10 protein-coding genes are annotated in these 15,810 nt (G+C 67.1%); 7 read left to right on the top strand and 3 right to left on the bottom strand.

The genetic code is table 11. From position 1 onward, the window contains the following. The first annotated feature begins 309 nt into the window (after nucleotides 1–309). Nucleotides 310–2,286, top strand: a complete 1,977-nt coding sequence (gene rep, locus XcuCFBP2542_RS15865; protein WP_104604788.1) for a DNA helicase Rep — start codon at nucleotides 310–312, stop codon at nucleotides 2,284–2,286. A 150-nt stretch (nucleotides 2,287–2,436) separates the two neighbouring features. Further along, nucleotides 2,437–2,973: a GNAT family N-acetyltransferase gene (locus tag XcuCFBP2542_RS15860; RefSeq protein ID WP_104604786.1), complete on the top strand. Its 537-nt coding sequence runs from the start codon at nucleotides 2,437–2,439 to the stop codon at nucleotides 2,971–2,973. Between the two features lie 137 nt (nucleotides 2,974–3,110). Here XcuCFBP2542_RS15860 and XcuCFBP2542_RS15855 read toward each other — a convergent pair whose 3' ends face one another. Then, complete coding sequence (locus tag XcuCFBP2542_RS15855; protein ID WP_104604784.1) at nucleotides 3,111–3,770, bottom strand: YceH family protein; 660 nt, start codon at nucleotides 3,768–3,770, stop codon at nucleotides 3,111–3,113. A gap of 210 nt (nucleotides 3,771–3,980) precedes the next feature. On the opposite strand from XcuCFBP2542_RS15855, the gene XcuCFBP2542_RS15850 reads away from it, so the two are divergent. Both XcuCFBP2542_RS15850 and pyrF read left to right on the top strand, forming a co-directional pair. Further along, nucleotides 3,981–4,913 (top strand): 5'-nucleotidase, lipoprotein e(P4) family, encoded by a 933-nt coding sequence (locus tag XcuCFBP2542_RS15850; RefSeq protein ID WP_104604782.1) that lies wholly within the window; start codon nucleotides 3,981–3,983, stop codon nucleotides 4,911–4,913. After that, entirely contained in the window at nucleotides 4,910–5,638 is a 729-nt protein-coding gene (pyrF, locus tag XcuCFBP2542_RS15845; protein WP_104604780.1) for an orotidine-5'-phosphate decarboxylase, read from the top strand. Before XcuCFBP2542_RS15850 ends, pyrF begins: the two co-directional genes overlap by 4 nt. A 341-nt stretch (nucleotides 5,639–5,979) precedes the next feature. On the opposite strand, the gene XcuCFBP2542_RS15840 is transcribed toward pyrF, so the two are convergent. Further along, the gene (locus XcuCFBP2542_RS15840; protein WP_104604778.1) at nucleotides 5,980–9,015 is read right to left on the bottom strand and encodes a TonB-dependent receptor; all 3,036 of its coding nucleotides are present in this window, start codon (nucleotides 9,013–9,015) and stop codon (nucleotides 5,980–5,982) included. 167 nt (nucleotides 9,016–9,182) lie between these two features. Beyond that, nucleotides 9,183–10,235 (bottom strand): LacI family DNA-binding transcriptional regulator, encoded by a 1,053-nt coding sequence (locus tag XcuCFBP2542_RS15835; RefSeq protein WP_104604776.1) that lies wholly within the window; start codon nucleotides 10,233–10,235, stop codon nucleotides 9,183–9,185. A 405-nt stretch (nucleotides 10,236–10,640) separates the two neighbouring features. On the opposite strand from XcuCFBP2542_RS15835, the gene XcuCFBP2542_RS15830 reads away from it, so the two are divergent. The 3 genes from XcuCFBP2542_RS15830 (at nucleotide 10,641) to XcuCFBP2542_RS15820 (ending at nucleotide 15,542) form a co-directional block, all read left to right on the top strand. Then, on the top strand, nucleotides 10,641–11,606 hold the full coding sequence (locus XcuCFBP2542_RS15830; RefSeq protein ID WP_167526989.1) for a hypothetical protein: 966 nt from the start codon (nucleotides 10,641–10,643) through the stop codon (nucleotides 11,604–11,606). Then, on the top strand, nucleotides 11,606–14,272 hold the full coding sequence (gene plsB, locus XcuCFBP2542_RS15825) for a glycerol-3-phosphate 1-O-acyltransferase PlsB (protein ID WP_104604772.1): 2,667 nt from the start codon (nucleotides 11,606–11,608) through the stop codon (nucleotides 14,270–14,272). The genes XcuCFBP2542_RS15830 and plsB overlap by 1 nt, the downstream gene beginning before the upstream one ends. Before the next feature lie 289 nt (nucleotides 14,273–14,561). After that, on the top strand, nucleotides 14,562–15,542 hold the full coding sequence (locus XcuCFBP2542_RS15820) for a zinc-binding dehydrogenase (RefSeq protein WP_104604794.1): 981 nt from the start codon (nucleotides 14,562–14,564) through the stop codon (nucleotides 15,540–15,542). The last annotated feature ends 268 nt before the right edge of the window (nucleotides 15,543–15,810 follow it).

Raw genomic sequence — 15,810 nt, 5'->3', positions numbered from 1 at the left:
CTTCTGGGACGGTGGAAAGGGCCTGTTTCCAAGGCTCAACGCAGATTCAGGGGCCTCAAGGCACCCACACGAATCCGCGATGAGCCGTAAAAGTAGAGCTTGGCCATGGCGTGATGTTACGGGCCGGGCGGCGGAATGCGGAAGACCGGCGCTGCCTGGCATGGTTGGCCGATGCTGCACCAGGACCGCGCCGTCGCGTTCCGCGAATGCGCTGCGGCAATCCTGGGCGCTTCCCGGCGCCACATGAACCCGCGCGCCGGCTAGCTGCTAGCCACCCCGGTACAATGGCGCGCTCTGTCGGAAGCCTCTATGCACGGTCTCAATCCCCCGCAAAGCGCCGCAGTGCTGCACGGCGAAGGTCCCTTGTTGGTGCTGGCCGGTGCCGGCAGCGGCAAGACGCGCGTGATCGTGGAGAAGATCGCGCACCTGATCGCCACCGGGCGCTACCCGGCCAAGCGCATCGCCGCGATCACCTTCACCAACAAATCGGCCAAGGAAATGCGCGAGCGTGTGGCCAAGCGCATCCGCGGCGATGGTGCCGATGGCCTGACCATCTGCACCTTCCACGCACTGGGACTGAAGTTCCTGCAGATCGAACATGCTGCCGTCGGCCTGAAGCGCGGGTTTTCGATCTTCGATTCGGACGATGCCGCCGCGCAGATCAAGGACCTGATGCATGGCGCCAAGCCCGATGCGATCGAGGACGCCAAGAACCTGATCTCGCGCGCCAAGAACGCCGGGCTATCGCCGGAGCAGGCGATGGCGGCGGCGCGCAGCAACCGCGAAAAAGAAGCCGCCAGCCTGTACGAGCGCTACCAGGCGCGGCTGACCACCTTCAACGCGGTGGACTTCGACGATCTGATCCGCCTGCCGGTGCAGATCCTGGAAGCCAACGAAGAGATCGTACTGGGCTGGCGCGAACGCATCGGCTACCTGCTGGTGGACGAATGCCAGGACACCAACGATGCGCAGTACCGGCTGCTGAAGATGCTGGCCGGCCCGCGTGGCAACTTCACCTGCGTGGGCGACGACGACCAGAGCATCTACGCCTGGCGCGGCGCCAACCCGGAAAACCTGCAGCAGATGGGGCGCGACTATCCGGCGCTGGAAATCATCAAGCTGGAGCAGAACTATCGTTGTTCCAACCGCGTGCTGCGCGCGGCCAACGCCTTGATCGCGCACAACCCGCACGAGCATCTGAAGACGTTGTGGAGCGACCAGGCCGACGGCGAGCGTATTCGCGTGTGGGAATGCCGCGACAGCGAGCACGAGGCGGAAAAGGTGGCCGCCGAGATTTCGTTCCTGGGCACCGCCAAGCAGGTGCCGTGGAGCGATTTCTGCATCCTGTTCCGCGGCAATTTCCAATCGCGGCCGCTGGAAAAAGCGCTGCAGTTGTTGCGGGTGCCGTATCACCTGACCGGCGGCACCGCGTTCCTGGAGCGACAGGAGGTCAAGGACCTGTTGTCGTGGCTGCGCCTGATCGTCAACCCGGACGATGACGCCGCCTTCCTGCGTGCGGTGCAGTCGCCCAAGCGCGAAGTGGGGGCGACCTCGCTGGCGCGACTGGCCGAGCTTGCCAGCGGCAAGTCGGTGCCGATGTCGCGTGCGGCCGAGTCGATGGGCGCGTTGCAGCAGCTGCCGCCGCGTGCGGCCAACGGCCTGAGCGCGTTCACCGACATCCTGCGCGAGATGCGCCAGCACGCGACCAGCATGCCGGCGGGCGAACTGGTGCGCATGCTGGCCGACAAGTCCGGCCTGCTCAACGACCTGCGCAACCAGTCCAAGGACGAAACCGGCTTCCAGCGCCGCAAGCGCAACCTGGACGAATTGGCCGAGTGGTTCGAAGGTGGGCCGCGCGGGGCCAGCGCCAGCGATCTGGCCGCGCAGCTGGCGCTGCTGTCGCGCAACGACAAGGACGATGGCGGCAACCAGGTGCGCATGATGACCATGCATGCGTCCAAGGGCCTGGAATTCCGCTATGTGTTCATCGTTGGCTGCGAAGACGGCGTGCTGCCGCACGAAGTCAGCCTGGAAGAAGGCAATCTGCAGGAAGAGCGCCGCCTGTTGTACGTGGGCATCACCCGCGCCAAGCAGCAGTTGTGGATGAGCTACAGCAAGCTGACGCGCAAGTTCGGCGAGCATGTGCGGTTGAAGCCGAGCCGGTTCTTCGACGAGATTCCCGCAGCGGAGCTGCAGCGCGATGGTGCCGACCCGGTGGCCGATGCCGAACGCAAGAAGGAACGCGCCAGCGCGGGCCTGGCGGCGATCCAGGCGCTGTTCGACTGAGCACTGGCCGTGCAGGTGGATCGGCCGCACGCGCAGTGCACTGCGCCCGCCATCACTGCGGCATCTGCAACGCCACCATGCGTGCTGCAATCAGGCTTGTCAGGGCCGTTCCTGCGCGGCAGTCTGCGGCTTGCGACATAGGAGCGCGCCGTGACCGTCATCCTGGAAACCGCACGACTGCGCTTGCGCCTGCTCGATCCCGACGGCGATGCCGAGGCGATGCTGGCGCTGGTCAACGATCCTGCCTTCATCGCCGGCATCGGCGACCGTGGTCTGCGCACCCGCGCGCAGGCGCGCGCGCATCTGCGCGACTGGGCGCAGGCCCATCAGCAACAACACGGTTTCGCGCACTGGGCGCTGGAGACGCGGGACGGCGCCACGTTCCTGGGCACCTTGGGCTTGCTGTGCCGCGAAACCTTGCCGGTGCCGCATCTGGGTTTTGCGCTGTTGCCCGCGCATCGCGGCAAGGGCTATGTCAGCGAAGCCGGGCGCGCGGTGCTGGTGCATGCGCGCAAGGCACTGGGGTTGACGCGGCTGTGCGCGATCGTCTCGCCAGGCAATGCGGAATCGATCCGCGCGCTGGAAGCGCTCGGGCTCCGTTATGAGGGCCTGCGGGTGCTGAGTGCCGGCACCGAAGCCGTGGCGTACTACACGATCGAGCTTGACCCGGGTAGCGTGCACCGCTGAGCGGGGTCGCCTGCGCTTGCCCGCGTTTCGATGGTGTCGGACACCGGTAGGCGGTGGTTGGGTGCGGCCCATCGCACGTCGCGCGGATCTGCCGCGCCCGGCCGCGCCATCGGCGGCCAAGCGACTTACCGGCGCGATCACTCGCCCAGGCGGGTGTGCAACTCGGCCAGTTGCGCACGCAGGTCCTGCAGCTGTTCTTCCAGCACCTGCACGCGCGTTTCCAGCTCGCTGCTGTCGGCGCCGCCGCGCGCTGCCGGTGCGGCGCGCGCAGCGGCCGCCTGCAAGGCTTCCAGATCCAATGCACCGCTGAGCAGATGTGCGTAACGGTCCTCGCGCTGGCCGCCGGCGCGCGGCAGTTGCGCGGCCAGGCCGCGCTGGACCAGCCGTTCCAGATGATGACGCACATCGTCGGCATCGTTGAAACGCGCCAGCCGCTCGCTGCGCGTGTGCAGCTCGCCCAACGTCTGCGGCCCGCGCAACAGCAGCAGGCCGATCAACGCCACCTGCTGGCGGGTCAGGTCCAGCACGCTGCCCAGCCTGTGCTCGTAGCGTTCGGCGCGCGAGGAGAATTGCTGGCGCACCAGCCCCAGCGTTTCGAGCTGGCGCAGCGCGTGATGGACAACGCCGGTCTGCAGCGTCAGTACCGGTTCGCGGGCGGTCTTCTGGTTGGCGGCCACCTGGGCGGCGTTGACGGTGAGCGGGTAGGCGTCCGGGGTGGTCGCTTCCTTCTCGATCAGGCAGCCCAGTACGCGGGCCTGGGCGGTATCGAGCACGGGGATGGACGATGTCTCTGTCATGCGGCAGCTCCTGGGCAATCAGCGGGGAAGCATATGCCGATCCGTCGCCGGCATGCGGCGGCGCAGCGCGACAAGGTGGGGCCATGCCCATCCACGGCATGCGGCGCATGGGGTGTCTGCATCGCATCGGGAGTGCTGGCGTGGGAGCACTGCGGCGCGAACCCGTTAAAATCATCGGCTTCCTTGCCGTTCTGTCTCCTGGTGGCTGTCATGCGCTTCCCGTCCTATGCACCGCTGTCCCTGATCGCCTGCACCGCGCTGGCCTTGAGCGCCTGCAAGCCCGGTGACAAGGCGCCGCCTGCCGCAGTAGCTACCGATGCCGCCAGCGCGGCGGCCACCCAGCCGGCAGCACCGGCCACTGCCCTGCCAGCCGGCGACGACAACCTCAACGCGGTGCTGTGGATGCAGCGCTCGGAGGAATACCGCGCCGTGGCCGAGCAGACCTACCGCGCGGCGGCCGACACGCTGGACGCCGCGCTCAAGCAGCCCAACTGGGACGCGCTGGTGCCCGAAGAACGCGCCAATGCCGCCATCGGCCTGAAGCCGGCAGTGGTGCTGGACGTGGACGAGACCGTGCTGGACAACTCGCCGTACCAGGCGCGGTTGCTGCGCGAGGGCAAGGAATACGACGAGCTGAGCTGGGACCAGTGGGTGGCCGAGAAGAAGGCCAAGCCGATTCCCGGCGTGGTGGATTTCGCCAAGGCGGCCAACGCGCGCGGTATCACCTTGATCTACATCTCCAACCGCGCGGTGCATCTGAAGGACGCCACGCTGGCCAACCTGCGCAGCGCCGGCCTGCCGGTGGCCGACGACAGCGTGTTCCTGGGCCTGGGCACGGTGGTGCCCGGCTGCGAGCAGACCGGCAGCGAGAAGAATTGCCGCCGCCAGCTGGCCGGGCGGCAATACCGCGTGCTGATGCAGTTCGGCGACCAGCTGGGCGACTTCGTGCAGGTGAGTGCCAATACCGGGCAGGCCCGTGGCGCGCTGCTGCAGCAGTACCACGACTGGTTCGGCGAGCGCTGGTGGATGCTGCCCAACCCCAGCTATGGCGGCTGGGAGCCGGCGCAGTTCAACAACGATTATTCGCAACCCTGGCAGACCCGCCACGACGCCAAGCGCGCCGCCCTGGAGCTTGCCCGATGAGCCGCCCCCTGTTAGCCCTGGCCGCGCACGAGCGGCTGATCTTCGCGCTGGATGTGCCCGGCCATGACGAGGCCATCGCCTGGGTGGAGCGCCTGGGCGAGTCGGTGTCCTTCTACAAGATCGGCATGGAGCTGCTGGCCTCCGGCGAGTATTTTCATGTGCTCGATGCGCTGGCCAGGCGCAACAAGCGGGTGTTCGTGGACCTGAAGTTCTTCGATATTCCCGCCACCGTGGCCGGCACCATCGCCCGGCTGTCGCAGTGGCCGGTGAGCTATTGCACCGTGCACGGCTGGCATGCCGGCATGTTGCAGGCCGCCGCCGAGGCCAACCGGGGCGACATGCGCCTGCTGGCAGTGACCGTGCTGACTTCGATGGGCCGCCCGGACCTGGCCGCAATGGGCATCGACCGCGCACCGGTGGAGGTGGTGGTGGAGCGCGCGCTGGCCGCGCAGGCGGCCGGCATCGACGGGGTGATCGCCTCCGGCCAGGAAGCCGGCCCGATCCGCCGCGCCACCGGCCCGGCATTTTCGATCGTCTGCCCTGGCATCCGTCCCGGCGGGCCGGTCGGCGACGACCAGCAGCGCACCGTGGGCGTGGCGCAGGCCTTTACTGATGGCGCCGATGCGATTGTCGTCGGCCGCCCGATCCGCCTGGCCAGCGATCCGGCCGCTGCGGCCGCCGCCATCCAGGCGGAGATTCGTTCTGCAACCTCGCATCGTCCCTGAAAGGATGCGACCACTTTTTCTGAATAGAATCAGTCAGATAAGTAGTAACAATTAAAGTGTTGCCTTAACGTTAAATCTGGTTAGCATGCCGCGTCCGATGTCAGTCGGAAGCTGTGCCACGCATTGTCTGCCGGGGTTTCCCGGCTTTTGAAGGGATCGGTCCGTGTGGCCTATCCTTTTTTTTGCGCATCGGTGCACTGCGGTGTGCGGCAGCGGAACAGCGCCAACGGCCATGTCTCAGGCGCGCCCCGCGCGTGCCTTGCTCGCCGGTGACAGCCTCCGCTGCCACCCCGGATGGCGTATCCGGGATGACAACGGACCGAGGTGGGTGCCGGCTTCGGTCACCAGATGATGCGTGCGCTCAGGAACAGGCTGCGCGGCGGGGTGGACATGGAGCCGTATTGGTTGATGTCCACACGCGGGCTGTAGACCCCACCCTGGCCCCAGTCGATGGCGTACTGGTCGTAGTTGCGGAAGTTCAAGGCGTTGATCAGATCGCCGCGCACCTGCACGGTCACCGCATCGGTGACCTGCATGTCCTTGGACAGCGACAGGTCCAGCTGGCGGGTGCCGAAGATGTCCCCGCCGGCCAGGAACTTGCCGCCCGGTGCATCCACCGACACCACGCGGATGTTGTTGGAGGGCGGGCCGCCGTACAGGTCGTAGGACACCGCTTCGTTGCGCGGCGGTACCGTGGCCAGGGTCAGCTTGGCCGAGGCACTGATCCCCCAGAACAGGTCGTAGATGCCGGTGACCACCAGGCGATGGCGCGGCACCGAGTTCAAATCCAGGAACGGATAGTCGGCGATGGTGGCGGCATCGAAGCCGTACTGTTCATCGTTGCCACGGTTGCCGCGTGCGCGCGAGAACGTGTAGGCCGCCGTCAGGCCCCAGCCGCTTTCCTTGGTATAGGCCTTGTCGGTGGACAGCAGCAGCTGCGTGGTCTTGGTTTCCACGCCGTTGTTGCCGATGATGAGCGAGCCGAATCCCGGCGGCGGCTGTAGCCACGGCTGGCCGCCGTTCTGGAAGAAATCGCCATTCGGGTAGCGGTTGCCCAGGGTGAGGATCAGCCCGTCCTTGCTGTGGATATACGACACCGTGGCCGAGTTGCTCCACTCGCCCACGCGGGTGCGCAGGCCCAACGAATATTGGTCCGAATACGGGGTTTTCAGGTCGTTGTTGAGCAGGTCGATTTCGCCGTTGCGCACCCGTGCATCGACCAGCCCGCCCAGGCTGTCCGGGTTGCTGATGAACGCCGGGTTGAAGTTGGTGCAGGTGCCTGGCGCTGGCGTGCAGTCGGAGGATTCGACGAAGCGGACGGTGTATTGCGCCAGCGCCGACTTGACCTGTTCCAGGCCCATGATGTCGAACAGGTTGCGGTCGAAGCTGCGCCCGGCGCCGCCGAACAGCACCAGCGATTCGTCGCCACGGAAATCGTAGGAAAAGCCCAGGCGCGGGGCGAAGTTGTTGTTGTCCTGCTTGCGATTGCGGCCGTTGCTGAGGTAGTCGTTGATGTTGACCCCGCCCTTGGCCAGTTGCTCGGCGTAGGTGGCGCTCACCGCCGGGTCTGTACCGGGACCATTCAAGGCGGCCACCACTTCCGGCGGGGTCACATTGTCCAGGTAGGACGGGATCTTCTCGCCGTCCCAACGCACGCCCAGGTTCAACTGCAGCTTGTCGTTGACGTCCCAATCGTCCTGGATATACAGACCCAGTTGCTTGCTGCTGGTGGTCACCGACGGTGCGGCACCGGCAAACGGCAGGTTGAAGCGCACCTGGTACGGAATCGCCGCAGTGCCCTGGCCATCGTTGACCGCGTAGAAGAACGACGGGTTGACGGTGGAATTCTCGCTCTGGGTCAGCTCCACTTCCTTGTACTTCACGCCCATCTTGATGACGTGGCTGCCGTGCCAGTCGATGCTGTTGAAGGTCAGATCGTTCTGGAAGCTGGGGCCTTTTTGCCCCTTGCGCTGGATCGCCAGGCCACTGGTGGCGCCGTCGTTGATGAGCACATCGTTCTCGGCGATGCCGCGCGTGTACACGCTTTGGCTGCCGATGGTGGAGGCGGTCGGATTGAACAGCACGTCCTCGTAGGAGATGCGCGCCTCGTTGACGTAGGTTTCGCCGAAATGCTGCCAACGCAGGTCGTAGCGTTCTTCGGAGTTGAGGTTGATCTTGGCGGCGATGGCGGTGTTGCGATCGCCCACGCTGTCGCGGCTTTCCTCGTCGCGGACCTTGGCGGTCAGCTCCAGGCGGTCGTTGTCGCCGATGTCCCAGTCGATCTTGCCGAAGTACAGGTCTTCGTTGAACGGTCGGGTGACCGAACCCAGACGGCTCTGCACGCTGGCCGGCAGGTCGTCGCTCAGCACGCTGAAGTTGTCGGGCACCGACACCGGGCTGGCCGAGACTTCGAAGCCCTTGCCTTCGTAGCTGAAGAAGAAATGCGCCTTGTCCTTGACGATGGGGCCGCTGAGCGCGAAGCCATATTCGTCCTGGTGGGTCTGGCGCTTGTTGCCGTCGGCGTTGGGCGCACCGGCGCGCTCGTCGGGCTGGCGCGCGCGGAAATCGGTGTTGGTGGTGCGCCCGAAGATCTCGCCGTGGAACTCGTTGCCGCCGGACTTGGTGGAGGCCACGATCGCCGCCGAACCCACCTGGTCGAACTCGGCCTTGTAGTTGGAGGTGATGACCTTGTACTCGCCGATCGCCAGCTGCGGGAACGGGTTGCCCGCGCTCTGCTGCTGGCCGGACACGCCGCCGAACAGATAGCTCTTCTGGCCCACGCCGTCGATATAGACATTCACCGCCGAGCTGGCCTGCGCGCCGCCGCGGATGCGGCTATTGCCGTTGGAATCAGTCTCGAACTGCATGCCCGGCACGGTGTCGGCAAACTCCAGGAAGTTGCGCGTCAGCTGCGGCACGGTGCTGATCTGCTTGAGCGAGATGTTGGTGCCCACTTCGGAGGTCTTGACCTCCTGCAACGTGGTGGCGGTGACCCGCACCGCGTCCAGCGTGGTGGCATCGCCTGCCGGTGCGGTGGCCGTCGCCGTGCCGCCGCCCAGGTCCAGGCTGACCGAGGAGGCCACCGACAGCGTCACCGTCCGCTCGGTGCCCGGGCCGGCTTCGACCTTGTAGGTGCCCGGCGGCAGGCCGACCAGCGCATAGGTGCCATCCGGTCCCGTGGCGACCCGGCGCACGGCACCGCTGGCGACATTGGTGGCGGTCACGGTGGTGCCGGCCTGTGCGGCGGCGACCTGGCCACGCAAGGTGGCATTGCTGGATTGGGCCATGGCCGGAGACGCTGCCAGCAGCGAGGCGGCCAGGGCGCAGCACAACAGGCTGCGCGCCGGCAAGGTGGAGACGGTGCGATGGGTCTTCATGACATTCCCCCTCCCAGGGGTGAGGCGCGTACCGGCGAAGGGGTCGGCGTGGCGCAGGTGGTGCGTTGCTTCAAGGTCGGCAGAGCGACGGCAGGCAGGCGATAGGCGTTATAAAAAACACAAGAAACCGCAAAGAATTCGTGAAGATGCGACGGCGCGCGATGCTTTCAGCCTCTGGGCGCGGTGCGTGGCGCACTGGACGCGCGCACGATCAGCTCCGGAACCATCTCCGAGCGCGCCGGTGGCGCGGCCTCCGCCGGCACTGGCGGCGCATCGACCAGTTGCTGGCCCAGCAGCAACCGCAGCGCACGTGCGCCCAGCCCGGCAATATCCACCCGCATGGTGGTCAATGCCGGCAGCACGTAGCGCGCCATCGGCACGTCGTCGAAACCGGCCAGGGCGATGTCCTGCGGTACCTTGAGCCCGGCATGGCCGAGCGCGAACAGGCAGCCCAGCGCCATCATGTCGTTGGCGGCGAACACCGCGTCCGGGCGGGCGTCCTGCGCCAGGGTCTGGCCGGCGCGATACCCGGATGCCTCGTCGAAATTGCCCGGCAGCACCCACGGTTGCGCCTGCGGGTCCAGCGCCAGCTCGTCGCGATAGCCGCGCAGGCGTTCGTGCGCATCGAAGTTGTCGTCCGGGCCGGCGATGAACGCAATGCGGCCATGGCCGCTGTCGCGCAGATGGCGGGTCATCACCCGCGCGCCGCCGTAATTGTCCACGTTGAGCAGCGGCCGCTGGCCGTTGCTGCCGGCACAGTTGAGCAGGACCGCCGGCAGCCCGCCGGGCAGCGCCTCGGCGTAAACGTCCGACTCGCCCAGCGACGGCGACATCAGCAGCACCCCATCCACGCGCCCGGGCAGGCGCTCCAGCGCCCGGCGCTGCGCCTGCGGGTCGCCGTGCGAGCTGGACACCAGCAGGTGGTAGCCCTGCTCCCGCGCCACCTGGTCGATGCCACGGATCAATTCGGAAAAAAATTCGCCATGCAGGTCCGGCAACACCACCCCGATGGTGTGGGTACGGCGGCTGCTCAGGCTGCGCGCGGCGTGGTGCGGGATGTAGTTGAGGCTGCGCGCCACCTGCAGCACGCGTTCGCGGACCGACTCGGCCACATGCTGGTGGCCATTCATGGTGCGCGACACCGTGGCAACCGAGACCTGCGCCTGGCGCGCGACGTCCTTGATGGTGACGCTAGTGCTCTCCGAGCGTGGTCGGCTCATGGCATGACCTTGGACAAGACAATGCGCATCCTGCCGCGTGCCGGAGTTGGACGCACGTGACGCAGACGCAGGGCGTTCGGGGGAAACAGGCACATGCATGACATCGGCACCATCCGATGGCGGCCTCGAAGCGAGATGGCGCGCACGCTAGCAGGAACTGCAAGCGCTTACATGATGCATTGCACAATCAGGCGAGTCCTTGCGGCGCAAGGCTTCCGCTGGAGTAGGTGGACAAAGTTGTCCGAACGAGACAGCGTCCAGACAGTGTTGGCCATCGGTCGCTGCTGCCATGGCCTGTGGATGTCGCCACCAACGAACCGATCCCGGTCCCCCGGGGCCGCGCGCCTTGCCGCCAGTGGCGCCAGCCAGCAAGATGCGCCGACCGATCAGGGGAACATCGTGCGCATGCCGTCACTCACCGTCCGCGCAGGCCGGTTCCAGCCCGTCGCCTGGGCGCTGCTCGTCGCCTTGGGCATGGGCGGCTGCCAGCGCCAGGAGCCGCCCATGGCCCTGCCCGGCGCCAACGCCGAACCGGCCGCGGCGATGCAGGCGATGACCGTCCCGTTGCGCCGCAACGATCTGGTCGCCTATGCGCGGATCCGGGTCACGCCCGCGCAGTACACCCAGCTGGACGCGGCCTGGCGCAGCGGTGCCAGCCGCTGGCCGCTGACCGAACTGCCGCTGCCCAATGAGATGGGCACGCTGCTGGGGGCCTTGTCGGCGCCCGACGCCGAGCGCCGCCTGCAGCAGGCCTTCGACGCGCAACTGGCCGGGCAGGCGCAGGGCATCGCGAAGGCCGCGCAGTCGCTGGGCCAGTTCGGCGTGCAGTACCTGCGCAGTCGCAACGACTACCAACCCGAGCAGCGCGCCCACTACATGCAACTGGTCGATGCCCTGAGCGCCTGGGCCGCCAGCGCGCCGCTGGCCGACCGCCCGCGCGCCAAGGCCAGTATCGCCGAGCTAGTGGCTGCCGCCCGCGCCACCGGCATCACCTCCGACGCGGATCTGCAACGCCTGGGCATGGAAGAGAGCCTGCGCCGGCTCGGGCCGTTCTGGGCGGTGTGCAAGAAGGTGCTGGAACGCTATGGCCTGTCGATCGATGGCAGCCTGGATGCCTTGCGCACCGGGTTGGTCACGCAGGACGGCGAGCAGGCCCAGGTGCGGTTGCGCTATCGGCTGGCCGCACGCGACATCGACCTGACCGTGGCGCTGGTCAAACGCGACGGCCACTGGTACCAGCAGCAGACCCAGGAGGAAGTGGCGGCACTGTTGCGTACGCCGCCGGTGGCGGACCTACCCGCAGCCACGGCAAGCCCCGACGCCCCGCCGGCGCCGTCGGCAAATGCCGGGCAGCGCCCGGCTGGGCGATAATGACCGCGATGCCAGAACAAAACCCCCTGCCGTTTCCCGACGGCCAGCCCGCCCCGCCCACCGCCGATGCCGCCACGCCTGGCGGTGCCTCGCCGTTGCCGACCGCCAGCCCCGTGCCTCCGGAGGTGTCGGCCGCCGCCGCGGCGCTGGCGCCGGCCAGCCCGCGCCCAAGCAAGCGGCCGTGGTGGGCGCGCCTGCTCGGGCGCCTGGCCGACCCCTGGCTGAGTCTGACCATCGAGCCGGATCAGCCCGGCCGCTACGACGACGGCCGGTCGGTGGTGTACGTGCTGGAAGACTATGGGCTGTCGAGTGCCTTGATCCTGGACAAGGCCTGCCGCGAGGCCGGCCTGCCCTCGCCGTTGGTGCCGCTGCCGGGCGACCCGCTGGAACGTAAGCGCGCCTACCTGGCGCTGTCGCGGCGCAGCAGCAGCAATTCGCTGATTCCCGAACAGCGCGGCGGCAAGACCCATTCCGACTCGCTGGCCAAGCTGTTGCAGGCCCATCGCGTGCGTGCCGACCTGGACGTGCAACTGGTGCCGGTGTCGATCTTCGTGGGCCGCGCGCCGGACAAGCAGAGCGGCTGGTTCGCGGTGCTGTTCTCGGAGAACTGGGCGCTGGTGGGCCGCTTCCGCCGCCTGCTGGCGGTGTTGCTCAACGGCCGTACCACCATCGTGCGCTTCGCCCCGCCGATCTCGCTGCGCCAGACCATGGCCGAGGGGTTGCCGCCCGAGCGCACCTTGCGCAAGTTGCAGCGCGTACTGCGCACCCACTTCCGGCGCATCCGCGAGGCCGTGATCGGGCCGGACCTGTCCACCCGCCGCCTGCTGGTGGACCAGGTGCTGGCCGCCGACTCGGTGCGCGAGGCCATCGCCACCCAGGCCAAGCGCGATAACTCCAAACCGGTCGATGCCTGGCGCAAGGCGCATGCCTATGCCTGGGAGATCGCCGCCGACTATTCCAGCCCGGTGGTGCGCTCGGCCAGCTTCCTGCTCACCCATGTGTGGAACCGCATCTACGCCGGCGTGCTGGTGCACCACCTGGACAAGCTCAAACAGGCCGCGCCCGGGCATGAAGTGGTCTACGTGCCCAGCCACCGCAGCCACATGGATTACCTGTTGCTGAGCTACCTGCTGTACGAACGCGGCATCGTGCCGCCGCACATCGTGGCCGGCATCAACCTCAACCTGCCGGTGGTGGGCACGCTGCTGCGCAAGGGCGGCGCGTTCTTCATCCGCCGCAGCATCCGCGGCAACGCGCTGTATTCGGCGGTGCTCAGCGAATACGTTGCCCAGCTGGTGGCCGGCGGCTATTCGATCGAATACTTCGTCGAAGGCGGGCGCTCGCGCACCGGGCGGCTGCTGCAGCCCAAGGGCGGTATGATCGCGATGACGCTGCGCGCCTACCTGCGCCAGCCACGCAAGCCGGTGCTGTTCCAGCCGGTGTACATCGGCTACGAGAAGCTGATGGAGGGCAATAGCTACCTGGACGAACTCACCGGCCGGCCCAAGGAAAAGGAATCCATCTGGGGCCTGCTGTGGTCCATTCCCAAGGTGCTCAAGCAGAACTACGGCCAGGTGGTGGTGAACTTCGGCGAGCCGATCGCGCTCAACGACGTGCTGGCCAGGCACGCTCCGGACTGGGATGGGCAACCGGTACCCGAAGACGAAAAACCCACCTGGCTGGCACCGGCGGTGGATACCTTGTCCACCCAGATCCAGACCCGCATCAACTGCGCCGCTGACGTCAATCCGATCAACCTGCTGGCGCTGGCGCTGCTGTCCACGCCCAAGCACGCGATGGGCGAGGCCGACCTGATCGCGCAGATCGAGCTCTGCAAGAAGCTGCTGGCGGAAATGCCGTATTCGGACCGCGTCACCGTCACCCCGCACACCCCGGCGCGCATCATCACCCATGCCGAAGAGATCAATGTATTGACGCGAGTGTCGCATCCGTTGGGCGATGTGCTCAGCGTCAGCGGCGATACTGCGGTGTTGCTGAGCTACTTCCGCAACAACGTGCTGCACCTGTTCACCGCGTCCTCGTGGGTGGCGTGCTGCTTCCAGAACAACCGCCGCATGAGCCGCGCCGGGCTGATCCGCCTGGGCCGCACGGTGTACCCGTTCCTGCAGGCCGAGCTGTTCCTGCCGTGGAGCGAAGACCGCTTTGCCGAGCGCATCGAACAGACCATCGAGATGTTCGTACGCGAGGGCCTGCTGCTCAACGTCACCGACGACGATGGCGGCATCCTGGCGCGCAACACCGGACAGACCGATGAAGTGTTCCGGCTGCGCGCCATCGGTCATTCGCTGCAGCAGGCGTTCGAGCGTTATTACATCGCCATTTCGGTGCTGGTGAAGAACGGTCCCGGCGTCCTCGGTGCCGGCGAACTGGAGAGCCTGTGCCAGCAGGCCGCGCAGCGTCTGAGCCTGTTGTACGCCCCGGCCGCCCCGGAGTTCTTCGACAAGACCCTGTTCCGCAGCTTCATCCAGAAACTGCGCGAGCTGCGCCTGGTTTGGCCGGACGAGAACAGCAAGTTGTTGTTCGACGAGCGGCTGGATGCATGGGCCAAGGATGCCAAGTTCATCCTCGGCCGCGAGCTGCGCCACACCATCGAACGGGTCAGCCCGGCGGCGGTGAAGCCGGACGTGGTGTTGCCGCCGGAGTGAGGTGGCCGCACTGCAGTGAGGCTTAGGAGCACTGCGGCATCCTTCTCCCATCGGGAAAAGGTGGCGCGTAGCGCCGGATGAAGGGGCGGTTGCAGCCACCATTGCACCCTGCAGCGCAGTGATCTTCATCACGGTGGCGTGCGTTTCGTCCTTCGGGATCTTGCACGGCTTTCACACAATGGTTGCGGTCGTTTCATCAGCCGCTTGCGGTGTTCTCGTTAACATCGCAGCCCCTTTCACTGTGATCGGCGAGGCGCTGCACCACGGGCGCTGCCGACAGGAAACCTTCATGCGCGCAGCTATCCATACCCAATTCGGCGATCCCGCCAAGGTGCTCGAGCTTGGCGAACGCCCGGTACCGCAGCCCGGCAAGGGCCAGGTCCGCATCGCCATGCGGCGCTCGCCGATCCACAACCACGACCTGTGGACCGTGCGCGGCAACTACGGCTACAAGCCGGCGCTGCCCGCGATCGGCGGCAGTGAGGGTTCCGGTGTCGTCGATGCGCTGGGCGAGGGCGTGGACGGCCTGCAGGTTGGCCAGCGCGTGGTCGCGGCCGGGGTGCACGAGAGCTGGGCCGAGTACTTCCTCGCCGCCGCCTCCGGCGTGGTGCCGCTGCCCGATGCGCTGGACGATGACCGCGGCTGCCAGCTGATCGCCATGCCGTTGAGCGCGCTGATGCTGATCGAATTCCTGCGCGTGGGCAAAGGCGACTGGATCGTGCAGAACACCGCCAACGGTGCCGTCGGCAAGACCGTCGCCATGCTGGCCGCCACCCGCGGCATCAACGTCGTCAACCTGGTGCGCCGCGACGCCGGTGTCGAAGAATTGAAGGCGCTGGGCATCGGCAATGCCGTGTCCACCGCCAAGGACGGCTGGCAGGCCCAGGTGCGCGCGCTGGCCGGTGATGCGCCCATCGTCCGCGGCATCGACTCGGTGGCCGGCGCCGCTGCCGGCGAGCTGCTTGGCCTGTTGGCCGAAGGTGGCGAGCTGGTGTCCTTCGGCTCGATGACCGGCGAGTCGCTGCAGATTTCCAGCGGCGATGTGATCTTCAAGCAGGCCACCGTGCGCGGCTTCTGGGGTAGCAAGGTCATGGCCGCCACTCCACCCGAGGACAAGCGCCGCATGATCGGCGAACTGCTCAAGGCGGCTCTGGACGGCAGCCTGGCGCTGCCCGTTGAAGCGGTGTTCGACCTGGAAGACGCCGCCCAGGCCGCTGCAGCAAGCGCCGAGCCGGGCCGTCGCGGCAAGATCTTGCTGCGCGCAGGCTGAGTAGCTGTAGCCATCGCTGACAGCCTGATTCATGCCATCGCGATCACATGCTGCCACTTCGCAGACCCAGCAGTCAGCCCGCTCGCAATACTTGTAGGAGCGCCCCCGGGCGCGAGGGCCTTCCCGTGAAAGCCCCGTCGCGCCCAGGTGCGCTCCTACAGGGAGCAAGGACCATGCATACCGCCCGGTTCTTGCTGCCAGGCACGCGGGATCGCTGCCGACAGTCACGGCGTGCAGCCTGCCAAGCCGGTTCATGCCCCCGCCTGGA

This window comes from Xanthomonas cucurbitae (assembly GCF_002939885.1).
Classification (GTDB): Bacteria; Pseudomonadota; Gammaproteobacteria; order Xanthomonadales; family Xanthomonadaceae; genus Xanthomonas; species Xanthomonas cucurbitae.
Note: the sequence above shows the minus strand (reverse complement) of the source record. Positions and strands in the feature narration are given on the sequence as shown.